Consider the following 24755-nt stretch of genomic DNA (forward strand, 5'->3'; position numbering starts at 1 on the left):
GACGTCTCAGGTCGGTACCGGCAATTCTGCGCGGATACGGCGTGGCAATTGGTGCCGAGCTGGGAAACCATAGAGAGTGGATGCGTGATGACAGAGAGCAAGAGTGCCGTGACGCCGCCGGTCGGCCAAGCGTTGAACGATATCGTCAAGCGCGTATCCGAGACGCGCTTCACCCTGCGCACCGATGACTTCGAAGACGGTCGCGCTGCGCACTCGGCGCTGACCGTGGAACTGGGCGACTATGTGCTGCCGCGCATCAACCGTGCACGCACCCCCTTCCTCATCGCCGTGGGAGGATCCACCGGAGCGGGCAAATCGACCCTCGTGAACTCACTGGTGGGTCGGAACGTCAGCCCCGCTGGCGTCCGTCGACCGACGACCGGCAATCCGGTCGTGGTCCACAATCCGGCCGATGCGAAGTTCTTCGACCCCGAGCACTTCCTGCCGGATCTGCCGCGCAGCACGGACCCCGAGTCCACTCAGCCGGGCGTCGTCCTCATTCCCGATGACAGCGTCGAGGCGGGATCCGCGATCCTCGACTGCCCCGACATCGATTCGATCTCTGCGACCAACCGCGAACTCTCGCGCCGGACGCTGCTCAGTGCGGACCTGTGGCTTTTCGTCACCACAGCCAACCGGTACGCGGACGCCGCACCGTGGGCGCTGCTGAAGACGGCGGCAGCGCGCAGCACCTCGGTGGCCATCGTTCTGGACAGGGTTCCGCCCGAGGCCAACCGCGAGGTCAGACACCACCTCTCTAGTCTGCTCGCCGAGGCGGGGCTGGCCAACTCTCCCATCTTCTCCGTGGCCGAACTCGAGCTCGAAGACGGTCTGCTTCCGCATGCGGCGATCTATCCGATCCGCTCGTGGGTCGCGCAGGTGGGAGCAGAGGGGGGATCGCTCCAGCGCATTCGATCGCGAACCCTGAGCGGGGCGGTCGCCGCGCTGCCCGGAAGGGTGCGCTCGCTCGCCGACCACGCCGAGGCTCAGGAACAGGCTCACGCCGCATTGGCCTCCTCCGTGGACGAGGTCTTCCGCACAGCCGACTCCCGGCTCGCCGAGGTGTTCTCCGATGGCCGAGTGCTGCACGGTGAGGTGAATGCCAGGTGGCAGGACTTCGTCGGAACGGGGCAGCTGTTCCGCGGACTCGAACCGACCATGGCCCGCATGCGCGACCGGATCTCTGCGGCGGTGACCGGTAAGCACGATGCCGCCACCCCGCTGCACATCGCCATTCTGCGCAGTGCGGCCGTGTCTCTGCGCGAGCAGGCGATCCGTGTGGTCGATGACGTCAACGCCGAATGGCGCAATACAGCGGCAGGAGCCGCGCTCATCGATGAGCAGCCGGAGCTGCGACATGTCGGTTCCGGCCTCGAAGAGGCCGTCAAATCGGCCGTAAGCGGGTGGTCGGACGATGTGAACGCGCTCGTGCGCGATCTCGGCCAGGGCAAGAAGTCCAAGGCGCGTATCCTCTCCTTCGGCGTCGCCGGCGTCTGCGCGGTTCTCGAATACGCAGCCTTCTGGGATCCGCAGCGTTCAGGTACCGCCGAGCCGGCCGCCCGCCACGGCGCAGGTGTGGCATTGAGCCTGGCGGAGACGATCTTCGGCGAGGCGGAGGCACATGATCTCATCGCCTCGATCCGGCAGCGCTTCCATTCTGCCGCTGCGGGAATCGTCGCCGACTGCCGGGCGCCTTTCGACAACGCACTGAGACTATCCGCGGTACCGGCGCGGCAAGCGGACGCGCTGCGTTCGTCCGGTGAACGACTTGAGGTGGCATTGTGAACAGTTCCGCACAGACCGAGATCCGACGTCTGGCCGAAGGCATCCGGCACTCGCTGTCGCTGAGTCAGGACAAGCTCGCCGGTGACGTGCGTGCAGATGCTCAGAATCTGCTCGACCGTGCCGAAGACCGCCTCGGACTGGGGGAGGACTTCACCGTGGTCGCGTTCGCCGGGTCGACCGGATCGGGCAAATCCTCTCTGTTCAACGCGGTCGCCGGCCTCGAGATCGCTCGTGTGGGAGTCCGCCGCCCGACGACGTCGCGGCCGACCGCCTGCGTCTGGGGCGAGGGCGGCAACGATGTTCTGGACTGGCTGCGCGTGCCCGAGCGCAGTCGAACGTGGCGTGAATCGGCACTCGACGGCGACGACCAGCGGCGACTGCACGGACTCATCCTCCTCGACCTGCCCGACCACGACTCGACTGCCGTCGAGCACCGGGTCGAGTCCGACCGCCTCGTCGGGCTCGTCGACGTCGTCTTCTGGGTGGTCGACCCACAGAAGTATGCGGATTTCTCATTGCATTCGGATTACCTGGCCAAGCTCGCCGAGAACAGTTCGAACATGGTCGTGGTCCTCAACCAGATCGACAAACTCAGTCCCGAGGAGCAGAATGCGGCGGTCGATCACCTGCGGCATCTGCTCAATGAAGACGGGTTGAGCGAGACGAATGTCCGTGTGTCCTCGGCAGTGACTCGCGACGGGATTCCGGAACTGCGCAGCATTCTCGCCGACACGGTCGATTCGAAGGACGCAGCGGCCGAGCGTCTGCTCGCCGACATGCAGGCGATGGCCAAACGGATCCGCACCGAGCTCGGGGAGCCGGTGGCACCGCCGGACGAGCTGCCGGGAGCATCGCGTCTGGTGGAGACGATGTCGGACGCCGCGGGAGTCGAGGCAGTGGCGCAGACTGTCCACGATGACTACATCCGCCGCGCGTACCGCAGGACCGGCTACCCGGTGCTCGCCTGGATGCAGCGCAACGCCCCCGACCCGCTCGGGGCCAAGCACGGACAGGGCCGCGACGAGCTTGTGCGGGCCTCGGTTCCGGCCACGACGAAAGCCCAGAACTCGCATGTGAGACTGATGGCGCACGAACTCATCAGCGAATCGGTGGCGACGATGCCGCAGGCGTGGCAGAACGACGCCGCCGAGGCCGAGAAGACGAGCACAGCCGAACTCTCGGAGAACCTCGACTCGGCCGTCACCGCTGTGGATATCACGCGGCAGAGTCCGGGCTGGTGGTCAGTGGCCAACGCCCTGCAGATCATCTTCTTCGTGGCCACGATCGTCGGCATCATCGGAGTCATCGTGTCCGCTCTGGTTGCGGCTCTCGGCTCGGGACCGCTTCCGACGTGGTGCTGGATTCTCAGCATCGGCATCCTCGTGATCGGACTCATCGGCTCGCTCGTCACCTCGCTGATGTCGAAGTCCGCCCGCAGCAGAGGCGCGAAGGAAGCGGCTGCCGATGTCGACGGAAAGCTGCGCGATGCTGTGGGGCAGGTCGCCCGGAGCTCCTACCTCGATCCGGTCAAACGCGTCATCGGCGAACACCGGCAGGCGTTCGAGATGCTCAGCTGAGACTTGCACACACGGGTGAATTGACTCGCGCGTCGATGCCCTGTGGACAGAGATCGTCTGTCCACAGGGCATTCGGTGTCTCTGGACACGATGACGAAGTCCCGGGCTGACTGATGATGCACGCGTCCACCGACGGGCGAGTGCACTCGACAACCCGAAGGAGTCTCCGATGTCCGCCATTCCGATCACACTGACCGGCACCATCGCCACCGCCGCCGCTGCCCGGACACTGCCGTCCGGGCGAGCCTGTGCGTCCTTCCGGCTGGCAGTCAACCACTGGCGCATCGACAAAGACACCGGCGAGTTCATCGACGACGGCACTTCGTGGTTCAGCGTCGACTGCTATGGCGACCTGGCCAGCAATTCTTCGATGTCACTGCAGCCGGGTACTGCGGTGATCGTCACCGGCAGCCTGAAGATCCGTCAGTGGGACAACGGCGAACGCAGCGGGATCGCCCCGACCGTCGTCGCCGAGCACATCGGACCCGATCTGCGCTACGGCACCGCCCACTACCGGAGGTCGAAGACCCCCGATCGCGCCCAGAATCCGGGAAAGCAGGCGTCGACTGATGCCGAAACGACTCAGGGCGAGGGTTGGGACGGACTCGACTCGTCGCCCGTGACCGCATCTGCCGGATCGGACGGCGTGCGAGGCGGCTACTCGAACGCTGTTCCCGGTGCCTATTCGGCCGACGAGGCGAACGACGATGATCGCAGGCAATCGTCAGCTGCCAGCGACGACGCCGACGTCGAGACGGGTGCCGGGGAGAGCGGATCGTCGGAGACGAATCCGGAGTCGGAGTCAAGTGATGATGCGATCGCGCGAGAAACCGCGGCGGCCGCCGCGCCGTTCTGACCGATTCGCTGCCCGCAGAGATCGATCCGATCGGTTAGAGTGAGACTGTCAATCGTCCCCTCCCGCCGAGGTCTCAGATGCGTCTCGTTCCTGTGCTGGGTGCCGCAGCACTGACACTGGCACTGTCGGGCTGCTCGCTGTTGGGCTTCGGCTCAGATGATTCCCAGCCGGAGCCGAAGAAGACCCATCCGACACCGGTCGCGGAAGTGGACAAGGTGCTCAAGGCAGTCAAGCCGATCACCGGCGATAAGGACTCGGTACCGTCGACGAAGAAGTTCTTCAGCACCATGCTCGAAGCCGGGTACAAGCCCGAACAACTCGAAGCCACCCTCGATGAGTCGCCCCTCGGCAACGATGTGCCGTCGAAGATGTTCGGCGTCAAGACCGACAAGGGCTGCGTCGTCGGAGAGATCCGCGCGGGCAAAGCCACGGCTGAACTCATGCAGCCCACAGAATCGACGGGCTCGTGCCTGTTCGGCGAAGTCGACAGGCCCGAAGGCGTCAAGGCGCCCAAGGGGGAGAAGCGCGATGAGGACGGCGACTCGAACGGTGCCGGTCACCTGCCGGGCGAAGACATCAACGGGGAGGATGGCCCGACGGAGTCTCCTCAGCCCAGCGATGACTCGTCCGGATCGAATGACGGAACGGGTTCGCAGGGATCGACGGGTTCGCAGGGATCGTCAGACGACGGCGGTTCCACCTCGGGGTCGGCAGAGGGCGGAGACAGCGACGGTGAGGCTCCGTCTCTCGGCGGGGGATGAGCATCCACCGGAGGCGCCAGTGCAGTTGACCGCCGGTGGTATCGCCGCAGCGTCACGCCGGGCACCGGTCTCACGGTGATCGTCAATTCGCGCTGGGGTGTGCGAAAACGATAGCCTGAGACCACTATGGCCGAATTCATCTACACCATGCATAAGGCGCGTAAGGCGCACGGTGACAAAGTCATCCTCGACGATGTATCGATGTCGTTCTATCCCGGAGCGAAGATCGGTATGGTCGGCCCCAACGGCGCCGGCAAATCAACGATCCTCAAGATCATGGCGGGCCTGGAGCAGCCATCGAATGGTGAGGCTCGGCTCAGCCCCGGATACACCGTGGGCATCCTCATGCAGGAACCCCCGCTGAACGAGGAGAAGACCGTCCTCGGCAATGTTCAGGAAGGCGTCGGCGAGATCAAGGCGAAGGTCGACCGCTTCAATGCGATCTCTGAGGAGATGTCGGATCCCGATGCGGACTTCGACGCTCTGATGGAAGAGATGGGCAAGCTGCAGGAAGCCATCGACGCCGCCGACGCATGGGACCTCGACTCTCAGCTCGAACAGGCGATGGACGCCCTGCGCTGCCCACCGCCTGACGCCGACGTCTCCGTGCTCTCGGGTGGTGAGCGTCGCCGCGTGGCCCTGTGCAAGCTGCTGCTCGAGAAACCGGACCTGCTGCTCCTCGACGAGCCGACGAACCACCTCGACGCGGAGTCTGTGCTGTGGCTCGAGCAGCATCTCAAGTCGTACCCCGGTGCCGTCATCGCCATCACGCACGATAGGTACTTCCTCGACCACGTCGCCGAATGGATCGCCGAGGTCGACCGTGGCCACCTCTACCCCTACGAAGGCAACTACTCCACGTACCTGGAGAAGAAGCGCGAACGGCTCCAGGTGCAGGGCAAGAAGGACGCGAAGCTGGCCAAACGTCTCAAGGACGAACTCGAATGGGTGCGGTCGAACCCGAAGGCGAAGCAGACGAAGTCGAAGGCCCGTCTGGCCCGCTATGAGGAGATGGCCGCGGAGGCCGAGAAGACCCGCAAGCTCGACTTCGAAGAGATCCAGATCCCGGCCGGGCCCCGCCTCGGTGATGTCGTCATCGAAGCTGACAAGATCGAGAAGGGCTTCGACGGACGTCAGCTCATCGACGGTCTGAGCTTCTCACTGCCGCGCAACGGCATCGTCGGTGTCATCGGCCCCAACGGCGTCGGCAAGTCGACCCTGTTCAAGACGATCGTCGGCCTCGAAGAGCTCGACGGCGGAGATCTCAAGATCGGCGAAACCGTGAAGATCTCCTATGTCGACCAGTCCCGCGGCGGCATCGACCCGGATAAGACCCTGTGGGAGGTCGTCTCGGACGGACTAGACTTCATCCAGGTCGGTGCCGTCGAGATGCCCTCGCGTGCGTACGTCTCGGCGTTCGGATTCAAAGGCCCGGACCAGCAGAAGAAGGCCGGTGTCCTCTCCGGCGGTGAGCGCAATCGTCTCAACCTGGCGCTGACGCTCAAACAGGGCGGCAACCTGCTCCTGCTCGACGAGCCGACCAACGACCTCGACGTCGAAACGCTCGGTTCTCTGGAGAACGCTCTCCTCGACTTCCCGGGCTGTGCTGTGGTCGTCTCGCACGACCGCTGGTTCCTCGACCGCGTGGCCACTCACATCCTTGCGTGGGAAGGCACAGAGGAGAACCCGGCGAAGTGGTACTGGTTCGAGGGCAACTTCGAAGCCTACGAGAAGAACAAGGTCGAGCGCCTCGGCGAGGATGCGGCCAGGCCGCATCGCGTCACGCATCGTCGCCTCACCCGCGACTGATCGACTGCCCCAGAGCCTGACACAGCGATGCCCCGGTCACCATGACCGGGGCATCGCTGTGTCAGGCTCTGGGGCAGATGCAACTTCCGAAGTCGGCATCGATCCGCTCACCCGCGATCAGCGGCTCTGCAGTCGACCCGCACCGGCAACCGAGTGTGGTCAGCCACTGCTTCGCCGTCCGAGGCGGGAGAGACCGGCGAACAGCAGCCGGAGGAGCACCGCGCCGACGACGCCGACCACGATGGACAGAACCGCGACGAGTCCCATGTGCATGTCGGTGTTCGACCGCATGAACAGCAGCGCGAGGATCGCGATGACGATGAAGAGAGCCACAGTGACGAGTCGGAGGAGGATGGTGCCGATGATGTCCATCATCGTGGTTTCGTCGCTCATCGTGACTCCTTGACTCGGACCATGCCCTCCTGGGCCACCGTGGCGAGCAGGGTTCCGTCTTGGGCGAAGATGCGTCCATAGCCGAGGCCTCGACCGCCCTGTGATGCCGGGGACTCCTGGACGTAGAGCATCCACTCGTCGACACGGACTCGCCGGTGCCACCACATCGCGTGATCGAGGCTGGCCACCCGCAGACCGGGAGTCCGCCAGGTCAGATCGTGCTGCAGAAGCACGGGCTCGAGCAGGTTGAAATCGCTGGCATAGGCCAAAGCGGCGGCATTGAGCACCGGGTCGTCACCGAACGGGGCGCTGGTGCGGATCCAGGAATGCTGCTCGCGTGACGCGGCTCCTGCCGTCTGAGGAGCGTGCAGGGACGTCTCGACGGGTCGGATCTCGAAAGGACGTTTGGCCAGCCACTCCGTCGTCACCGGGGAATCGTCGTCGCCGATGAGGTCGAGCACCTCGGGGCAGTCCTCAGGTGCCGGCAGCCCGGCCGGCATCTCTTCGGCGTGTTCGAGGCCCGGCTGTTCGTCCTGGAAGGAGGCGATGAGGGAGAGGATCGGTGCGCCCTTCTGATAGGCATGCACACGGCGGGCGGAGAAGGAACGGCCGTCACGGAGCCGTTCGACGCCGAACTCGATCGGCTCGCTGACGTCTCCGGCGCGGAGGAAGTAGCCGTGCAGGGAATGGATCAGTCGATCCTCGGGCAGCGTTGCGGCAGCCGCGACGACGCACTGAGCGAGCACCTGGCCGCCGTAGACGCGTCCGTCCGGCTTGTACTGGCTGTGGCCGATGAAGAAATCCGATTCGCTCGACGCTGCGGTGAAGTCGAGCCGCCGCAGGTCGAGGATCTCGTGCAAGCGTGCAACATTCGCCTCAGCCTCGGTGGGTGCTTCTTCGGTCATAGGTTCTCTCCCTCGGACGGCAGTGCCGTTTCGTACGTACGAGTCACGATCCTATCGCGTGCGACACCACGGGGTGGTAGGTGGCATGATGGGACGCATGCACTCAGGCGCCACCGACCCCCTGCTCGACGATTTCACCCGCGTATTGCTGGACCTGAGATGGGGTGACATGGATGTCTATGGGCACGTCAACAACGTCACCCAGCTGCGGCTGCTCGAGGAGGCACGCGTTCGCACCATCGGGTCCCCGACACACAGCACGGATGCACCGACCACACCCGGCCGGTTCGGCGTCTCTGAAACGATCAGCGGGGTGGAGATCCCTGACGTCTTCGCGGCCGCCTCGGCGACGACCGAGCTGCTCGTGGCCTCTCATGCGATCGAATACCGTACCCCGATTCCGTACCGTTCCGGACCGATCGCCGTCGATCTGGTCATCAGTGCCGTCAGCCCGGCCTCGGTGACGGTCGGCTACGTCATCTGCGAACCCGACGGTTCCCGCGCGTACACCGTCGCCGAGACGGTCGTCGTCTTCATCGACAAGGCCTCCGGTCGACCGAGGCGGCTCAGCGAAGGCGAGACCGAAGCCATGGAATCCGTGCTCGGCGGCCCGGTTCCGCTGCGGAGGACGCGCCGGTGACTATGCTCGAGATCGCCGACCCGCTGGCCATGCGCGACCTGTCCGCCTTCACCTCGCTGGCCCACCGCGCCGACTCCGACGGGGTGATGCGCCTGCAGGTCTTCTCCGATGTCCTCGCCGCTTCGGTGGCACCGCTGTTTCCGCATGGGATCGGCGACCCGACCCCGCTCGTCCTCGGCATGCGGATGCTGCGGCTGCGCGGATCGGAACTCGACGGACTCGACGAGGCGGTGCCCCTGTCCAACCTGCTCGATCGCTTCGCCCGGGAGGAGAACGGCGCCTCGCTGCCTGTGCCTCCGAATTCGGTGCTTGTGTCCTGGACCGGCATCGCGCCGCCGCGCACCGGATGGCAGATGCGCGACACGATCACGGTGGGCGACCTTCATAGCGCCGCGGCCGAGGGCATCGAAGAGATCAGCGCCGGTGCGCCTCAGGGTTCGGGAGGTCATGCGGTCAAAGCGCTGCGTTCCCGGGTGTGGTCACGCCGAATGACGGGTGCCGCCGGCACCGGACTGCCCGGCGGCCTGGCTTTCGCGGCCGCAGCGCTGCGCTTCATCCCGACAGCCGGGCGCGACGATGACCGGGAGCTGAGCGTCATGGAAGCCTCGGGTTGGCTGCGCATCGCCGCACCGGGAGGCCATCTGCTCACCCGCGCCCGCGGGTGACGCACCCGTGCTCACCTGATCAGCGGATGTTGGGGTTCGCGGAGTTGACCATCGCGGTCGCCGCCCGCTGAAAGTAGTCCCAGAACATCTCGTCGTAGAGCGGAGGCAGAGCGACGTCGTCGAGGGCCGCGCGCATGCAACGCAGCCAACGGTCCCGTGCGTCGAAGTCGATGGGGTAGTCGAAGTGACGCATCCGCAAGCGCGGATGTCCGCGCTGCTCCTGATAGGTCGACGGTCCGCCGAAGTACTGCTCGAGGAAGGTCTGCAGGCGGTGCTTCGCCCCGGTGAGCTCATGTCCGTCGGGGTACATGGCAATGAGCTGAGCATCCTTGTCGACATGCTCATAGAAGACATCGACGAGGCGGGTGAATGTCCCGTGTCCGCCGACGGCCGCGAAGATCGAATCGTCACTCGTCTGCGTCATCGCTCGACCCTTCGCTCGGTGAGTCCTCCTGCGCGGTGGCACGGATCTCCTGCTCGCTGGGCAGAGGGGAGGGGGATTCGTCGCTGTTCGCGGTCGAGGACCTCTGCCCCCGACGCTCGTCCCGGCCACGCTCGTCCCGCACCGAGGTGGTGACGACGGATCCGGTCACGGAGCTCTCTGCGGAGCCCTCCTCGGAAGACTCCTCGTCTGTGGCCGGCAGTGTGCGCAGAACGGTCTCCTGGACCATTCCGATCTGTCCTCCGCGCTCGGCCAGCTCCGTCATCAGCTCGGCTCGGAAAGCGCGTTCGACCATCCACTGCTGGTTCGGTTTCGTCTTGACCATCGTGCGGATGACCCGGTACGACCCGGACAGGGACTGCACGCCGGCGATCTCCGGATCCTCGAGCATGGCCCGAGCGATCTCGGGGTCCTTCTTCAGTGTGCGGGTGACGTTCGCGGTCATCTCACGGTAGTCGTCCATCGAGGTCCGGTAGTCGATGGGGATGTCGAGGACGGCGCGGGCCCAGCCCTGGGAGAGGTTGCCCACTCGCAGGATCTCGCCGTTGCGCACATGCCACAGGGTGCCGGTGAGGTCGCGGACCTGGGTCCGGCGCAGACCGACGTCCTCGACCTCGCCGACGGCTTCGCCCAGATCGACGGTGTCGCCGATTCCGTACTGATCCTCGATGACGATGAAGAATCCCGACAGGTAGTCGCGGACGAGCTCCTGCGCACCGAAGGCGATGGCGACACCGGCGATACCGGCCGATGCGAGGATCGGCGCGATGTTGAAGTTCAATGCGTCGAGGATCATGAGCGCGGCGATGACGCTGATGAGGATCGTCGTCACCGAGGACAGCATGCGTCCGACGGTCTTCGCCCGCTGCGCGCGCCGTTCCTTGATCGTCTGCTGATCGATGCCCGTCCGCTGTGCTTCGAGCGCGGTGGCGGAGAACTTCGTCAGCCCTGCTCCGTCAGCCTTCTCGCTGCCGACAGTGCCTTTCGCGACCGCGGTGGTGAAGCGGCGGATGAAGTACCGGACGATGAGGTTGACGACGAAGGCCAAGATGACGATGACCGTGATCTGCAGCGGAGCACCGAGGAGGAACGACCAATCGAAGTCACTTGCGGCTTGAACAGTGGTATCCATTGCGTCAGAAGTCATGATCTCTCGAGACTAGCCCTCGAGGTTCAATGATCCCTTGGAAGCGCTGGACACTCGCTGAACCTCCAGCGCTCGTTCGACCTCGGCGAGGTTCTCCCTCATCAGCCTCAGCAGGCCCTTCGGTGCCGCGGGATGATCAGCCAGCCACTTCTGGGCGGCCGAGACCGTGACGGAACTCACCGGTGGGAACAGTCGCAGAGTCATCGTCTGCGCGGTCTCGAGGGTTCTGGTCTCCCACCAGCCGGCGACGCGGTCGAAGTACTCATCGGCGAACGGCCGCAGCGGCGACTGCGGGGCGATGATCCCGCCATCGGGTCGCTGCAGCCCGGAGCCGAAGCCGAGCGCGAGGGCCCCGAGTTCGGAGTTCGGCAGGTCCAGATCGTCGACGAGGCGGGTGAAGGTCTCGGACTTCGCTGCCGAGGTAGGGCGGGAGGCCCTGGCGGTCGCGGCCTGGCGGGCGCCGGTGGCGGTGGGATCACGGCGGCTCATCTCCTCGACGGCCGAATCGTCGACGGCGTCGTTGGCACACAGGCCGATGAGGATCTCCCAGGTGAGATCGGTGTCGAGGGCGATCCCGGAGACCGTTTCGCGTGCGGGGTCGAACCATGATCTCAGCCGGTGCAGCTGTTCCTCGGTGACGGCGTGCCTGATGAACCCACGGACGAACTGGAAGGCCTGATCGGTGCCCTCCTCGATGGTTCCGAGCAGCTCGATGAACCGGTCGGCGAGTCGCGCATGCGTCGCGGTGCGCTGCTCGGGCGGCAGATAGGACGAGACTGCGGTGTCGAGCTGGCGCATCTGGGTGAGCAGTCCCGACGAATGGGTGATCGCACCCAGATGGGTGATGACGGTGTCGAGGTAGTCCTGGACCGGACGCTGTCCGTCGCGGACCTCGTCCCACAGGGTGGCCAGCACGAGCAGCTGGGTGAGCGAATCGTCGAAGTCGCTCAGCCGGCGGGCAGCGGTGGCCATGCTGCGATCGTCGAACCGCACCTTGGTGTAGCTGAGGTCGGCATCGTTGACGACGATGACGTCCGGGCGGGGCAGTCCCCTCGCCTCGTCGACGGTGACGGCGGCGGAGTCGATGTCGATGGGGAACGAATGGGTGCGGGTCAGGCGTCCGTCGCCGGAATCGGAGTAGAAGCCGATTGCGAGTCGATGCGGACGCAGGGACGGGGTCGGCTGCCCTTCGAGCGACCACGGAGCCTGGGTGACGCGCAGGCTCTCGATCACCTCGGCGTCGGCTTCACCCGTGGTCTCGAGGTCGGCTTCGATGAGATTGACACCGGACTCCTCGAGCCACAGTTTCGACCAGCTGGTCAGATCTCGACCCGAGGTGGCGGCGAGCTCATCGAGCAGATCGACAAGCTCCGTGTTCGACCAGGCGTGCTTGTCGAAGTAGCGCTTGAGCCCGGTGAAGAACTCGTCGCGACCGACCCAGGCCACGAGCTGTTTGAGCACCGAGGCACCCTTCGCGTAGGTGATGCCGTCGAAGTTGACCTCGACATCCGCGAGGTCCTCGATCGCTGCGACGATCGGGTGGGTGCTCGGCAGCTGATCCTGACGGTAGGCCCAGGACTTCTCGATCGTGGCGAAGGTCGTCCATGCATCGGCGAACTTCGTCGCCTCCGCCGTGGCCAGCGTCGACATGAACTCGGCGAAGGACTCGTTGAGCCACAGATCGTTCCACCAGCGCATGGTCACGAGGTCGCCGAACCACATATGGGCGAGTTCGTGGAGGACGGTGACGGTTCGCCGCTCGACGAGCGCCCCGGTCGGACGGGATCGGAACACATAGTTCTCGAGGATCGTCACGGCGCCCGCGTTCTCCATCGCCCCGGCATTGAACTCGGGTACGAAGAGCTGATCGTACTTCTCGAAGGGGTAGGAGACTCCGAACTCGCGTTCGAAGAACTCGAAGCCGGCCTTCGTGACGGCGAAGAGTTCGTCGGCGTCGAGGTAGTCGAACAGCGAGGACCGGCAGTACAGGCCCAGCGGGACCGGAGACCCGTCCGAGGAGGTGAGCTCCGAATGGACCGACCGGTAGGGTCCGGCGATGATCGCGGTGATGTAGGACGAGATCGGGGTGGTGGGAGCGAACTGCCACACGGCCATTCCCTCGATCGGCACCTCGCCGAGGTCGGTGAACGTCTCTTTCGGGTCGCCCGGGGTCGGAGTCGGGGAGTTCGAGACGACCGTCCACTTCTCGGGGGCGACGACGGTGAAGGAGAAGGGGGATTTGATGTCCGGCTGCTCGAAGACGGGGAACACGCGCCGGGCATCGGGCACCTCGAACTGCGAATAGAGATAGACCTCGTCATCGACCGGGTCGACGAAGCGGTGCAGGCCCTCTCCAGTGTTCATATACCAGAAGTGCGCGTCGATGACGAGCTCGTTCTCGGCGGCGAGACCGGGCAGGCTGATGCGGGCGGGGGAGACCACCTCGGCGAGTTCCAGGTCGAGACCGTTGAGACGCACGCGTTCGACGCTGGCGGTGATGGCATCGATGAAGGTCGTCGACTCCGGTGCGGCGGTGAACCGGATCCGGGAGCGCACGCGGAAGCTCTCACCCTCCCCTGTGAGGATCAGGGTGTGCTCGTAGCTCGAGACGTCCACCAGGGCTGACCGTTCGCGTGCTTCGTCGCGGGTGAGGTTGTATTGCGGCACAGTGAGGTGACCTTCGCTTCGGGAACCGGGTGTACTCGGCCATTCTTTCATGGACGACCGACACGGCGGCCGAATTCCTCTCCCCGGCATGACTCGACCGCGATCCGACCGCTTTCAATGCGTTCGGACCTTGTTGGTAGATTGAGCATCAGAACAGCGGGTGCCCTCCGCGGCACGTGCACAACCCGAGAATGAGGAGAGACAGTGAGCAAGGAAACACTCGATCTGTGGTTCGACACTGCGTGCCCGTGGGCCTGGATGACCTCCCGCTGGGGGCTCGAAGTGGCGAAGGTGCGCGACGTCGAGGTGAAGTTCCGGCCGATGAGCCTCAACTTCCTCAACCGCGACAAGGACATTCCCGGTGACTACCGAGCGCTGATGAATCGTGCGCTGGCTCCGATGCGGATCGTCACCGCCGCCATCGCCGAACACGGCGACGAGGTGGCCGAACCGCTCTACACCGCCATCGGCACCCGCATCCACCCGGGCGGAGAGAAGGACTTCGAGAAGGCCGTCTCCGAGGCCCTGAAAGAGGTGGGGCTGCCGGCAGATCTCATGAAGTACGGCGAGACCGACGACTACGATGCGGCGCTGCAGACCTCCCACGATGAGGCTCTGTCGCTCGTCGGCGACGATGTCGGAACCCCGATCTGTCGCGTCGCGGGCACCGCGTTCTTCGGACCCGTCGTGACTCCGGCGCCGAAGGGTGAAGCCGCGGGCCGTCTCTTCGACGGTGTCCTCGCGGTCGCCTCGACACCCGGCTTCTTCGAGCTCAAGCGCACTCGCGACGTGGGACCGATCTTCGACTGAAGACCCACCCTCTCGATCGCTCAGACATCGACCGCTCAGACACCGACCCGACCGCTCAGACACCGAAAGGCACACAGATGAAGGTTCACCTCGGCACCGACCATGCCGGATTCGAATTCAAAGAGGTCCTCAAGGCCCACCTCGACGAGGCGGGGCACGAGATCGTCGACCACGGCGCCCTCGAATACGACGCCCTCGATGACTACCCGGCGTTCTGCATCGCCGCCGCCCAGGGCGTCGTCGACGACCGGGCTGCCGGCATCGACGCACTCGGCGTCGTCATCGGCGGCTCCGGCAACGGCGAGCAGATGGCGGCCAACCTCGTCAAGGGTGCACGTACGGCCTTGGCCTGGAACCCGGAGATCTCGAAGTTGGCCCGCCAGCACAACGACGCGCAGATCGTAGCGGTCGGTGCCCGCCAGCACCCGGAGGCCGAAGCGATCGCGATCGTCGACGCGTTCCTGGCCGAACCCTTCTCCGGCGACGACCGTCACTCACGCCGCATCGCCATCATGGCCGACTACGAGGAGCAGGGCCAGCAGGCCCTGTGACAGACAGGCCGCCATGACTGGGGGACGCGCGAGAACCGAGATGGTCGCGATGGCAACGGGAAACGCTGCGGACGGAGGAGCGCTGTGAGGATCCGAGGCGCAGTGCTGCGTGAGATGGGGCGGCCCCGTCCGTTCGCCACCTCGCAGCCGATGACGATCGAGGCCCTCGAACTCGACTCGCCCGGCCCCGGTGAAGTGCTCATCCGGATGCGCGCCGCCGGCGTCTGCCACTCGGACCTCTCCGTCGTCGACGGCAACCGGCCCCGACCTCTGCCGATGCTGCTCGGCCACGAGGGCGCCGGCGTGGTCGAGGCGCTCGGGGAGGGGGTGGACGACCTCGAGATCGGACAGCAGGTCGTCACGGTGTTCCTGCCCCGTTGCGGGGAATGCGCGAACTGCCGCACCGACGGCAAACTCCCGTGCTCTCCGGGCAGCGCGACGAACGGCGCAGGGACCCTGCCCTTCGACGAACACAAGGTGCGACTGCACGATCACACCGGCACCGAGGTGCTCCACCACCTCGGCGCGTCCGTGTTCGCCACCCATGCGGTGCTCAACCGTGCCTCACTCGTGCCGATCGATGATGACATTCCAGCGCCGATCGCCGCGGTGCTCGGCTGTGCGGTGCTCACCGGCGGGGGAGCGGTGCTCAACGCCGGCCGTCCCGGCCCCGATGACGAGGTGATGATCGTCGGCCTCGGCGGTGTCGGCATGGCCGCGCTCATCACCGCGCTGTCGATCGACACCGCGGGAGTCATCGGGGTCGACGCGAACCCGGACAAACTCGTGCGAGCGAAGGAGCTCGGAGCCGACGAGGTCTACACCCCGGAGCAGCTCGGAGACCGGAAGGCTCCGATCGTCATCGAATGCGTCGGACATGCCCGCGCATTCGAGACCGCGTTCGCAGCGACGGCCGTGGGCGGGACGACGGTGACGGTGGGGCTGCCCGCCCCGGATGCGCAGTCGCACATCACCCCGGTGACGCTGACGGCCGAGGCGCGCACGGTGATCGGCTCCTACCTCGGTTCGGCGGTGCCGAGCCGGGACATCCCCGTCTACGCCGATCTGTGGAGGGCAGGCCGGCTGCCGGTCGAGGAACTCATCTCCGACACCATCGGTCTGAACGATCTCAATTCGGCCTTCGACGCCCTGTCCGACGGTCGGGTCGTGCGACAGATCATCGACTTCGAGGCGTGAGCGAATGACGAAGCCGCCCGGACCTGATGGTCCGGGCGGCTTCGGTGCGTCGGGATGACAGGATTTGAACCTGCGACCCTCTGTTCCCAACACTGCAGAGAGGTGTTTGCAGAGTACGACCTCGACGGTGAGGTCTGTGCTCATGGATCATACGGACGTAAGTGCGGATGGCAGCACGCCTGCGGCGGAGGTGCTGTGCTGGTCGTGGGTCAGTCAGCAGGTGTGAGGCGGTGCACTGACTTCCCGGCTGTGTATCGTTCGGCCCGGACAGACTCAGTCACGATGCGGTCTGAGCCCCTGATCGTTCGCGAACACCAGGTAGGATTCTGGCCATGAGCGATGACTTTGGGCCCTCTGAGACTCCGTTGTTTCTCAGGACCTTTGCCAATCGGAAGTGCACCAGCCTGACTGCAACCCTCGTGCTGGACGCCGGGCTTACGGCCCTGTGGTTTTGGCTCACGGTCTTCGAGTGCACGTGGCCGCCCGTGATTCTCGGGAGTGCGCCGCCATCGGAGTTGATCCTGCTGGCGGGATTCGGCGTTGCCAACGCCCTGCTTTATCCATTCTCGCGCGAGATCTACTTCCGGGCGACGGCTTTCATCCCGCGAGTCATCGCGTGGGGCGGCAGTCCGTTATGGATGACTTTCGGACTCCTCCTCCTCATCGTGCGGTTCGCCGCATTCATCTACACGTGGCTGCTCGCCATTCCTCTGGGCCTCGTGGGACTGGTCTATCTCACCTGGCAGGAGCGAGCCGGACGTGGATACCGCATCGTTTCGTGACTCGGGGAGGGAGCTTAGTCGACGTTGCGCGGCCCTCGATACCCGAGGCGTGAGCGAATGACGAAGCCGTCCGGACCTGATGGTCCGGGCGGCTTCGGTGCGTCGGGATGACAGGATTTGAACCTGCGACCCTCTGTTCCCAAAACAGATGCGCTACCAAGCTGCGCCACATCCCGCGACGGCTACTATCTAACCACAGCCGGGTCGACAATCGCACCTCGAACTCGGGTCTCGACGGCGATGTGACCTAGTTCATGAAAGGCCGATTTGGTGCCGGTGCGCAGTCTCGACTATAGTCGATCTCGCACCACGGGGATGTAGCTCAATGGTAGAGCCTCAGTCTTCCAAACTGATGGTGCGGGTTCGATTCCCGTCATCCCCTCCACAGCCGGTCTGACTTTCGGGTCAGGCCGGTTTCTTCATGCCCACATGCTCCGCCCGGTAGGATGCGGCCATGCACGGACGAGGACAGAGGCGGATGCCGACTGCGCGACTCTCCCGCCGCCAGGTCCTCACCGGCGGCGCCGCTGGGCTGGGCCTGCTCGGGCTCGGCGGGGGAATCGTCGCAAGTGTGGCCGAGGCAGGACGCCCCGATCCGGTCCGTTCGGTCACAGTCGCCTACACCGCTTCCGGCCAGCGCATGGGTCTCGAAGCCGACGAGGCACGGGACCTGCCCGCCTCCTCTCGGGTGATGCCCGACCTCGCCGACCCGGGCCCCGCACGCCGTCAGCAGGACTTCCTCGACGGATGCGCCCCCTGGCTCGCCGCCCTGCCTGCACAGCGACGGGAGTCAGCGGTCTCGGCCCTGCTCGACCTCTGGGTGCTCAGCGACGAACTGCCCGCAACGGTGGCCGGAGGCGTCGGCCCGTGGCGCTACATCTGGGCCCGCGACGCCGCATTCGCCGCTGTCGCGTTCTCCCGCATCGGCTTCGCCGAACTCGGCTGGAAGCAGCTCCTCCACCTCCAATCGCTGCAGGCGGCAGACGGATCGTTCGCCGCCCGCGTGATACCGGAGACGGGTCTGGCACCCGATGACCGACAGTCGCAGTTCGACTCTCTCGGCCTGGTCCTGTGGTCGATCTCCGAGGTCCACTCCGCGTCGACTGCCGGCGGTGAACCGTTCGCTCTGGGCGACCTTCGCCGCCTGCTGCGCCTCACTTCCGACCGCCTCATCGACCACACCGGTCACGGGCGCAGCCTGCCGCCGGCGGGTCCGGACTACTGGGAGGTCGTCGAATCCCGGGTCACACTCGGCCTTGCCGCTCCGACACTCGTCGGTCTGGGCGCACTGGCCGGACTCTGCACCGCAGCACAGGAACTGGGGGACCACCTCGGCGAGGGAGCGGACGCGGTGCCGGAGATCGCGGAGACCTTCGCCTCGACGTTCGCCCGGACCTTCGGGGCGAACGGGCTGCAGCGCTACCCGACATCGGGCGGACCCGATTCGGCCATCGCCTACCTCGCGCTGTCCGGGGCGGGCGCGCACGACGGTTCGACCGCCTCGGCGACGGGGCACGGTCCACGAGCGGATCCGCCCGTGCTCGAGTCACCGATGCTCGCGGGCGTCTGGGACCGGCTGGAACAGCCGGCCGGAGGGATCAAACCCGGACACGGGTGGATCATCGACCGGTCCAGCTGGACACCGTCGACCTCGCTCATGGGGCTCGGCTTCGCCCGTCTCGGAGACGTCGAACGCGGCGAGGCGGTCCTCGACTGGCTGAGTGCGAACCGCACCGTCGCCGGTTCCTATCCCGAGAAGATCAGCGCCGACGGCAGGGCCGTCTCGGTGGCTCCGCTGTCCTGGACGGCTGCGAATGTCATCATCACCCTCGACGAGCTCTATGGACCCTCGCGCGGGGGCGGCGGATGAAATGCGCCCGGTTTCGCGTATCGGTTGGGGTTTCGCGTAATATGGGTGATTGCGTCTTGCGGACGTGCGCGAAGTATTCGTGGACTTTCGCTCCCCCTCAGGCCAGGAGATGGCCGATCAGGCTGTGAGCTGACCGTTTGTGGTCACGAACTGGGCCGGTCAGGTCGGAAGATGGCCGCAAATGCATGACTGTCGAAATTGAAAGGTCGCACTGTGAAGAGCTCCGTCGAGCAACTCGACCCCACGCGGGTCAAGGTCAGCGTGGAAGTCCCATACGCCGAACTCAAACCGAGCGTCGACGAGGCATACAAGACCATCGGTGCGCAGGTCACCGTCCCCGGCTTCCGCAAGGGCAAGGTCCCTGCCCGCATCATCGATCAGCGGATCGGCCGCCCGGCAGTGATCCAGGAGGCCATCAACAACGGCCTCGATGACTTCTATCGCACTGCGGTCGATGAGAACGAGCTCAAGCCGATGGGTCAGCCCGAGGTCGAGATCTCCGAGGTGCCCGGACTCGACGGCACCGAAGACGGCGACCTGGGCTTCACCGTCGAGGTCGACGTCCGCCCCGAGATCGAACTGCCCGCTTACGATTCGATCACCGTCGAGGTCGATCCCATCGAGGTCACCGACGAAGACGTGGATGCCGAGCTCGAGCAGCTGCGCACCCGCTTCGGCACCCTCACCGCGGTCGATCGGCCCGCCGCGAAGGACGACTTCGTCACCCTCGACCTCGTCGCCACCATCGGTGAGGAAGAGATCGACACCGCTTCGGACATCTCGTACCAGGTCGGTGCCGGAACCATGCTTGAGGGCATGGACGAGGCCCTCGACGGCCTCTCCGCCGGGGAGACCACCACCTTCGAGACCACCTTCGCCGGCGGCGAGCACGCCGGCGAACAGGGCACCGTGAAGATCACCCTGGGTGCGGTCAAGGAACGCGAACTGCCCGAGGCCGACGACGACTTCGCTCAGCTGGCCAGCGAGTTCGACACCATCGCCGAACTGCGTGACGATCTGCGTGAGCAGGCCGCCAAGCAGAAGGAGACCGACCAGGGTGTGCAGGCCCGCGACAAGGTCCTCGAGCACCTCATCGAGACCCTCGAGGTCCCCGTTCCGGCCAAGATCGTCAGCGATGAGGTGGAGCGTCACCTCGAGTCCGAGAACCGGGTCGATGACGACGAACACCGCAAGGAGGTCACCGAGGAGACCGAGCGCAACCTGCGCACCCAGTTCATCCTCGATGCCGTCTCCGAAGCCGAGAACGTCGAGGTCAGTCAGCCCGAGCTCATCGAGTACCTGATCTCCGCCTCGCAGCAGTACGGCATGAACCCCAACGAGTTCGCCCAGATGCTCGACAGCTCCGGACAGGTCAACGCCTTGGTCGGAGAGGTCTCGCGCCGCAAGGCTCTGGCCGCCGTCCTCGCCGGTGCCACGGTCAAGGACACCGCCGGCAACGTCGTCGACATGGAGGCCTTCACCTCCGCCGGAGACGATGAGGACGCCGAGGCCGTCGAGGCCGAGGCAGCCGATGACGCGGACGAAGCGACCGCGGAGGTCGCGGAAGAGAACTGAGGGAGAGCCGCCTCGGCGGTGGATTCCTGATCAGACGGTGGGTGCGGATTCGGTTCCGCGCCCACCGTCTTCGCATCCGTCAGCCAGCCTTTCACGCTGAGGGCGAACACAGGCACCGCCACGGACTAAATCCCGATGGTCAGAGGTTAGAGTCCATATCAAGCCATCCACAGAACACAGGAGTGAAACGTGAGCGCACACGACATGACAGCGCCCGTCGGCCTCGACGCCGGTGGGGGAATGGGCCTGGACGACCATATCTTCAACCGCCTCCTCAAGGAGCGCATCATCTGGCTCGGCTCAGAGGTGCGCGACGACAACGCCAACGCGATCTGTGCGCAGATGATGCTGCTGGCCGCTGAGGATCCGGAAGCGGACATCTCGCTCTACATCAACTCCCCGGGCGGTTCGGTCACCGCAGGCATGGCCATCTACGACACCATGCAGTACATCAAGCCCGACGTCTCGACTGTGGCGATGGGCATGGCCGCCTCGATGGGCCAGTTCCTGCTGTCCTCGGGCACCCCGGGCAAGCGGTACGCGACCCCGCACGCCCGCATCCTCATGCACCAGCCGCTGGGCGGCATCGGAGGCACAGCCACGGACATCAAGATCCAGGCCGAGCTGATTCTGCACATGAAGAAGCAGATGGCGGAGCTGACCGCTGAGCAGACCGGCAAGTCGCTCGAGCAGATCCTCAAGGACAACGATCGCGACCACTGGTTCACCGCCGAAGAGGCCTTGGAATACGGCTTCATCGACAAGATGGTCACCCGCGCATCCGACGTCGAGAACAACTGAGCAGGAGTGAGGGAAGAATGAATTCAATGAACTTTATGCCGGGTTCGACGGCGTCGAACATGCCGCAGTCACGCTATGTCATGCCCCAGTTCGAAGAGCGGACCCCCTATGGCTTCAAGCGCCAGGATCCGTACACGAAGCTCTTCGACGACCGTGTGGTCTTCCTCGGCGCGCAGGTCGACGACACCTCCGCCGACGACGTCATGGCCCAGCTGCTGGTGCTCGAATCGCAGGACCCGGACCGCGATATCACCCTGTACATCAACTCTCCCGGCGGCTCATTCACCGCGATGACGGCGATCTACGACACGATGCAGTACATCAAGCCCGAGATCCAGACCGTGTGCCTCGGCCAGGCCGCCTCCGCAGCGGCCGTGCTGCTCGCCGCCGGAACCCCCGGCAAGCGACTGGCGCTGCCGAACGCACGAGTGCTCATCCACCAGCCGGCCATGCAGGGGCAGGGGCAGGGCCAGGCGTCCGACCTCGAGATCCAGGCAGCCGAGGTGCTGCGGATGCGGGAATGGCTCGAGGGAACTCTGGCCAAGCACTCGAACAAGGAGGCGACTCAGGTGTCGAACGACATCGAACGCGACCTCTTCCTCACGGCCGAACAGGCCAAGGACTACGGCCTCGTCGACCAGGTGCTGTCCTCGCGTAAGAACGCGGACTGAGCACCGTCGCCGCGCACTGAGGCGCAGTGAGGAACGGGTCCGCACGACAGTGCACGTGCGGACCCGTTCCCGCATCCGATCCGTCGCGGTCGCCGTCGCTGAGCGACACACCGAATGACGCCGCTGGGGTCTCGTGTCAGCGACGTATGGGAAGCTATTGAGGTACAGGAAACACGAGCGGTAGAGTTGGGGCCAAGCGCCCTGGCGAAAGGTTGTGACAGTGGCTCGCAGTGCGGACGGAGCAGACCTGCTCAAATGCAACTTCTGTGGGAAGTCCCAGAAGCAGGTTCGGAAACTCATCGCCGGACCTGGTGTTTACATCTGCGATGAATGCATCGGTCTCTGCAACGAGATCATCGAAGAGGAGCTCAGCGATTCGAGCACCGATCAGGCCGAACTCGAGCTGCCGAAACCGCGGGAGATCTTCGACTTCCTGCAGGAATACGTCGTCGGCCAGGAGCCGGCGAAGAAGGCACTGTCCGTGGCCGTGTACAACCACTACAAGCGCATCCGCTCACTGCAGTCGAACGAGGACACGAAGACTCTCGGCGGCAGCGACGCCGAGGTCGAGATCGCGAAGTCGAACATCCTGCTCGTCGGCCCCACCGGTTCGGGCAAGACCTACCTGGCCCAGTCACTGGCGAAGCGTCTCAACGTGCCGTTCGCGGTCGCCGATGCCACCGCGCTGACCGAGGCCGGCTATGTCGGCGAAGACGTCGAGAACATTCTGCTCAAGCTCATCCAGGCCGCGGACTTCGACATTCAGCGCGCCGAGCACGGCATCATCTACATCGACGAGATCGACAAGATCGCCCGCAAGTCCGAGAACCCGTCGATCACCCGCGACGTCTCAGGCGAGGGCGTGCAACAGGCGCTGCTGAAGATCCTCGAGGGCACTCAGGCCTCCGTGCCGCCGCAGGGGGGACGCAAGCATCCGCACCAGGACTTCCTCCAGATCGATACGACGAACGTCCTCTTCATCGTCGCCGGCGCGTTCGCCGGGATGGAGGAGATCGTCGCCGGTCGCAAGGGCAAGCACGGCATCGGCTTCGGTGCCCTGCTCCAGTCGAAGAACGACGAAGAGGACCTCTACGCCGACATCCTGCCCGAGGATCTGCTCAAGTTCGGACTCATTCCCGAGTTCATCGGACGCCTCCCGGTGCTGGCGACCGTGTCGAACCTCGACCGTGCGGCCCTCATGTCCATCCTCACCGAACCGAAGAACGCCTTGGTCAAGCAGTACCAGCGCATGTTCGAGTTCGACAACGTGTCCTTGACGTTCGAGACCGAAGCCCTCGAGGCGATCGCCGACCTTGCTCTGTTGCGCGGCACCGGAGCCCGTGGCCTGCGGTCGATCATGGAAGAGGTGCTGCAGCCGGTCATGTTCGACGTGCCATCGCGTGAGGACATCGCCGAGGTCGTCGTGACCAAGGAGGTCGTCGAATCCAACGTCGCACCGACCCTGGTGCCGAAGACGCGGAACAGGACGAACAAGAAGTCCGCCTGAGCCTCGTAGTCCATGAGGCTCATCGCTGATACCCGCCCGCTGAAGTACGCCGCATTTCGGCGGCTCTGGCTGGCCAACATCGTCACCGTCATCGGTGCCCAGATGACGGTCGTCGCAATACCCGCGCAGATCTTCCACATCACAGGGTCCTCCGGATACGTCGGACTCGCCGGCGCGTTCGGACTTGTTCCGCTCGTCGTGTTCGGCTTGTGGGGCGGGTCCCTGGCCGATGTCATGGACCGTCGCAGGCTGCTGGTGATCTCGACCGTCGGGCTGATCGTCACCAGTGCGATCCTCGCTGTGCTCGCTGTGGCGGCCGTCGACAACGTCTGGCTGCTGCTGTCGGTGTTCTCGATGCAGCAGGCCTTCTTCGGACTCAACCAGCCTGCCCGAGGCGCACTGCTTCCCACGATCATCCCGCTTGACATGCTGCCGGCGGCGAACTCGCTGAACATGACGGTGATGACCCTCGGCGCGGTCGTCGGCCCGGTCATCGGCGGGGCGCTCATCCCTCTCTTCGGATACCAGCTGCTCTACATCCTCGACGCGGTGTTCCTCTTCGCGACGCTCTACGCAGTCATCCGGCTGCCGTCGCTGCTGCCGAAGAAGCAGCCGGATACACGCTCAGGGTTCAAAGGCATCGTCGACGGATTCCAGTACCTGGGGACCAACACCGTCGTCATGGTCTCCCTGCTCGTCGACATCATCGCCATGGTCTTCGGCATGCCTCGCGCCTTGTTTCCCCAGATCGCCGCCGAGACCTTCGGCGGACCACCCGAAGGCGGCATCGTCTTCTCCCTGCTCTTCGCCGCGCTGGCCGGCGGCAGCGCCCTGGCCGGGATCTTCTCCGGCTGGGTCTCGAAGGTCGAACGCCAGGGGCTGGCAGTGATCGTCGCGATCAGTGTCTGGGGCGGCGCAATGACAGTCTTCGGGCTCTCCCTCGAACTCGCCTCGGGCTTCTGGCTGGCCGCACTCATCATTGCGCTCTGCGGCCTGGCTGTCGGCGGGGGAGCGGACATCATCTCCTCGGCCTTCCGGTCGACGATGCTCCAGGAGGCGGCCACCGATGACATGCGCGGTCGCATGCAGGGTGTGTTCATCGTCGTCGTCGCCGGAGGACCGAGGATCGCCGACGTGCTGCACGGTTCGGTCGCCGCCGTCTCGAACACCACCATCGCCACGGCCGGCGGCGGAATCGCCGTCATCGTCCTCGTCCTCACGTGTGCAGTCATCTTCCCCGCCTTCGTGAAGTACCGAGTCGAACGCGGCGGCCGCGACCATACCGTGGTCGCCGACTGACCGCTGCCCGCAGACTGCGAGACACCGCCGGAGCGCCGAAACCAC

General features: G+C 65.3%; 22 protein-coding genes and 2 tRNA genes. 18 read left to right on the top strand and 6 right to left on the bottom strand.

Translation table 11 applies throughout. From position 1 onward, the window contains the following. The first annotated feature begins 87 nt into the window (after positions 1-87). From GUY23_RS08430 to ettA, 5 genes are all read left to right on the top strand, one after another. Entirely contained in the window at positions 88-1785 is a 1698-nt protein-coding gene (locus GUY23_RS08430; RefSeq protein WP_166971422.1) for a dynamin family protein, read from the top strand. Beyond that, positions 1782-3362, top strand: a complete 1581-nt coding sequence (locus GUY23_RS08435; RefSeq protein WP_166971424.1) for a GTPase — start codon at positions 1782-1784, stop codon at positions 3360-3362. The genes GUY23_RS08430 and GUY23_RS08435 overlap by 4 nt, the downstream gene beginning before the upstream one ends. Before the next feature lie 169 nt (positions 3363-3531). After that, positions 3532-4218, top strand: coding sequence for a single-stranded DNA-binding protein (locus GUY23_RS08440; protein WP_166971426.1), 687 nt, complete (start codon positions 3532-3534; stop codon positions 4216-4218). Between the two features lie 77 nt (positions 4219-4295). Then, positions 4296-4979: a DUF6993 domain-containing protein gene (locus GUY23_RS08445; protein WP_166971428.1), complete on the top strand. Its 684-nt coding sequence runs from the start codon at positions 4296-4298 to the stop codon at positions 4977-4979. Between the two features lie 126 nt (positions 4980-5105). Then, a complete protein-coding gene (gene ettA, locus GUY23_RS08450) occupies positions 5106-6788 on the top strand; it encodes an energy-dependent translational throttle protein EttA (protein WP_166971430.1) in 1683 nt (560 codons plus the stop codon). 159 nt (positions 6789-6947) lie between these two features. On the opposite strand, the gene GUY23_RS08455 is transcribed toward ettA, so the two are convergent. Beyond that, a complete protein-coding gene (locus tag GUY23_RS08455) occupies positions 6948-7181 on the bottom strand; it encodes a hypothetical protein (RefSeq protein WP_166971432.1) in 234 nt (77 codons plus the stop codon). After that, a complete protein-coding gene (locus GUY23_RS08460) occupies positions 7178-8086 on the bottom strand; it encodes an acyl-CoA thioesterase (RefSeq protein WP_166971434.1) in 909 nt (302 codons plus the stop codon). The genes GUY23_RS08455 and GUY23_RS08460 overlap by 4 nt, the downstream gene beginning before the upstream one ends. 97 nt (positions 8087-8183) lie before the next feature. Here GUY23_RS08460 and GUY23_RS08465 point away from each other — a divergent pair, with 97 nt between their 5' ends. Next, positions 8184-8726: an acyl-CoA thioesterase gene (locus tag GUY23_RS08465; protein ID WP_166971436.1), complete on the top strand. Its 543-nt coding sequence runs from the start codon at positions 8184-8186 to the stop codon at positions 8724-8726. A gap of 2 nt (positions 8727-8728) precedes the next feature. Next, positions 8729-9391, top strand: a complete 663-nt coding sequence (locus tag GUY23_RS08470) for a hypothetical protein (protein ID WP_228282830.1) — start codon at positions 8729-8731, stop codon at positions 9389-9391. A gap of 19 nt (positions 9392-9410) precedes the next feature. Here the strand turns inward: GUY23_RS08470 and GUY23_RS08475 are convergent, their stop codons facing one another. The 3 genes from GUY23_RS08475 to pepN are packed head-to-tail and all read right to left on the bottom strand — an operon-like array spanning position 9411 to position 13647. Then, positions 9411-9815 carry a globin gene (locus tag GUY23_RS08475; RefSeq protein WP_166971440.1) on the bottom strand — a complete coding sequence of 135 codons (405 nt, stop codon included), beginning with the start codon at positions 9813-9815 and terminating at the stop codon, positions 9411-9413. Then, positions 9799-10980, bottom strand: coding sequence for a mechanosensitive ion channel family protein (locus tag GUY23_RS08480; RefSeq protein WP_228282805.1), 1182 nt, complete (start codon positions 10978-10980; stop codon positions 9799-9801). The genes GUY23_RS08475 and GUY23_RS08480 overlap by 17 nt, the downstream gene beginning before the upstream one ends. 12 nt (positions 10981-10992) lie before the next feature. Next, positions 10993-13647 (bottom strand): aminopeptidase N, encoded by a 2655-nt coding sequence (gene pepN / locus GUY23_RS08485; RefSeq protein WP_166971442.1) that lies wholly within the window; start codon positions 13645-13647, stop codon positions 10993-10995. Positions 13648-13851: 204 nt separating this feature from the next. Between pepN and GUY23_RS08490 the strand changes: the two genes are divergently transcribed. From GUY23_RS08490 to GUY23_RS08505, 4 genes are all read left to right on the top strand, one after another. Then, positions 13852-14457: a mycothiol-dependent nitroreductase Rv2466c family protein gene (locus GUY23_RS08490; RefSeq protein WP_166971444.1), complete on the top strand. Its 606-nt coding sequence runs from the start codon at positions 13852-13854 to the stop codon at positions 14455-14457. A 77-nt stretch (positions 14458-14534) separates the two neighbouring features. Continuing rightward, positions 14535-15008, top strand: coding sequence for a ribose-5-phosphate isomerase (locus tag GUY23_RS08495; protein WP_166971446.1), 474 nt, complete (start codon positions 14535-14537; stop codon positions 15006-15008). Positions 15009-15092: 84 nt separating this feature from the next. After that, the gene (locus tag GUY23_RS08500; protein WP_166971448.1) at positions 15093-16205 is read left to right on the top strand and encodes an alcohol dehydrogenase catalytic domain-containing protein; all 1113 of its coding nucleotides are present in this window, start codon (positions 15093-15095) and stop codon (positions 16203-16205) included. A gap of 332 nt (positions 16206-16537) precedes the next feature. After that, positions 16538-16987, top strand: coding sequence for a hypothetical protein (locus GUY23_RS08505; protein ID WP_166971450.1), 450 nt, complete (start codon positions 16538-16540; stop codon positions 16985-16987). A 102-nt stretch (positions 16988-17089) separates the two neighbouring features. Here GUY23_RS08505 and GUY23_RS08510 read toward each other — a convergent pair. Then, a tRNA-Pro gene (locus GUY23_RS08510) sits at positions 17090-17163 on the bottom strand. Positions 17164-17298: 135 nt separating this feature from the next. Between GUY23_RS08510 and GUY23_RS08515 the strand changes: the two genes are divergently transcribed. The 7 genes from GUY23_RS08515 (at position 17299) to GUY23_RS08545 (ending at position 24710) form a co-directional block, all read left to right on the top strand. After that, positions 17299-17372: transfer RNA gene (locus tag GUY23_RS08515), tRNA-Gly, on the top strand. A gap of 93 nt (positions 17373-17465) precedes the next feature. Further along, positions 17466-18857 (top strand): hypothetical protein, encoded by a 1392-nt coding sequence (locus GUY23_RS08520; RefSeq protein ID WP_166971452.1) that lies wholly within the window; start codon positions 17466-17468, stop codon positions 18855-18857. 213 nt (positions 18858-19070) lie between these two features. After that, entirely contained in the window at positions 19071-20432 is a 1362-nt protein-coding gene (gene tig, locus GUY23_RS08525) for a trigger factor (RefSeq protein ID WP_166971454.1), read from the top strand. Between the two features lie 204 nt (positions 20433-20636). After that, positions 20637-21233: an ATP-dependent Clp protease proteolytic subunit gene (locus GUY23_RS08530; protein WP_166975828.1), complete on the top strand. Its 597-nt coding sequence runs from the start codon at positions 20637-20639 to the stop codon at positions 21231-21233. A 26-nt stretch (positions 21234-21259) separates the two neighbouring features. After that, entirely contained in the window at positions 21260-21904 is a 645-nt protein-coding gene (locus GUY23_RS08535) for an ATP-dependent Clp protease proteolytic subunit (RefSeq protein ID WP_166971456.1), read from the top strand. A 220-nt stretch (positions 21905-22124) separates the two neighbouring features. Continuing rightward, complete coding sequence (gene clpX, locus GUY23_RS08540; RefSeq protein ID WP_166971458.1) at positions 22125-23411, top strand: ATP-dependent Clp protease ATP-binding subunit ClpX; 1287 nt, start codon at positions 22125-22127, stop codon at positions 23409-23411. A gap of 12 nt (positions 23412-23423) precedes the next feature. Further along, positions 23424-24710, top strand: coding sequence for an MFS transporter (locus GUY23_RS08545; RefSeq protein WP_166971460.1), 1287 nt, complete (start codon positions 23424-23426; stop codon positions 24708-24710). Positions 24711-24755 lie beyond the last annotated feature (45 nt).

Source organism: Brevibacterium atlanticum (assembly GCF_011617245.1).
GTDB lineage: Bacteria > Actinomycetota > Actinomycetes > Actinomycetales > Brevibacteriaceae > Brevibacterium > Brevibacterium atlanticum.

Coding starts and splice junctions, on each gene's coding strand:
- GUY23_RS08535 (WP_166971456.1), top strand. CDS start 21,260: ATGAACTTTATGCCGGGTTCGACGGCGTCGAACATGCCGCAGTCACGC.
- GUY23_RS08455 (WP_166971432.1), bottom strand. CDS start 7,181: ATGAGCGACGAAACCACGATGATGGACATCATCGGCACCATCCTCCTC.
- GUY23_RS08465 (WP_166971436.1), top strand. CDS start 8,184: ATGCACTCAGGCGCCACCGACCCCCTGCTCGACGATTTCACCCGCGTA.
- GUY23_RS08430 (WP_166971422.1), top strand. CDS start 88: ATGACAGAGAGCAAGAGTGCCGTGACGCCGCCGGTCGGCCAAGCGTTG.
- GUY23_RS08480 (WP_228282805.1), bottom strand. CDS start 10,980: ATGACTTCTGACGCAATGGATACCACTGTTCAAGCCGCAAGTGACTTC.
- GUY23_RS08530 (WP_166975828.1), top strand. CDS start 20,637: ATGACAGCGCCCGTCGGCCTCGACGCCGGTGGGGGAATGGGCCTGGAC.
- GUY23_RS08445 (WP_166971428.1), top strand. CDS start 4,296: ATGCGTCTCGTTCCTGTGCTGGGTGCCGCAGCACTGACACTGGCACTG.
- GUY23_RS08470 (WP_228282830.1), top strand. CDS start 8,729: ATGCTCGAGATCGCCGACCCGCTGGCCATGCGCGACCTGTCCGCCTTC.
- GUY23_RS08545 (WP_166971460.1), top strand. CDS start 23,424: ATGAGGCTCATCGCTGATACCCGCCCGCTGAAGTACGCCGCATTTCGG.
- GUY23_RS08505 (WP_166971450.1), top strand. CDS start 16,538: ATGAGCGATGACTTTGGGCCCTCTGAGACTCCGTTGTTTCTCAGGACC.
- GUY23_RS08475 (WP_166971440.1), bottom strand. CDS start 9,815: ATGACGCAGACGAGTGACGATTCGATCTTCGCGGCCGTCGGCGGACAC.
- ettA (WP_166971430.1), top strand. CDS start 5,106: ATGGCCGAATTCATCTACACCATGCATAAGGCGCGTAAGGCGCACGGT.
- GUY23_RS08495 (WP_166971446.1), top strand. CDS start 14,535: ATGAAGGTTCACCTCGGCACCGACCATGCCGGATTCGAATTCAAAGAG.
- GUY23_RS08520 (WP_166971452.1), top strand. CDS start 17,466: ATGCCGACTGCGCGACTCTCCCGCCGCCAGGTCCTCACCGGCGGCGCC.
- GUY23_RS08440 (WP_166971426.1), top strand. CDS start 3,532: ATGTCCGCCATTCCGATCACACTGACCGGCACCATCGCCACCGCCGCC.
- GUY23_RS08460 (WP_166971434.1), bottom strand. CDS start 8,086: ATGACCGAAGAAGCACCCACCGAGGCTGAGGCGAATGTTGCACGCTTG.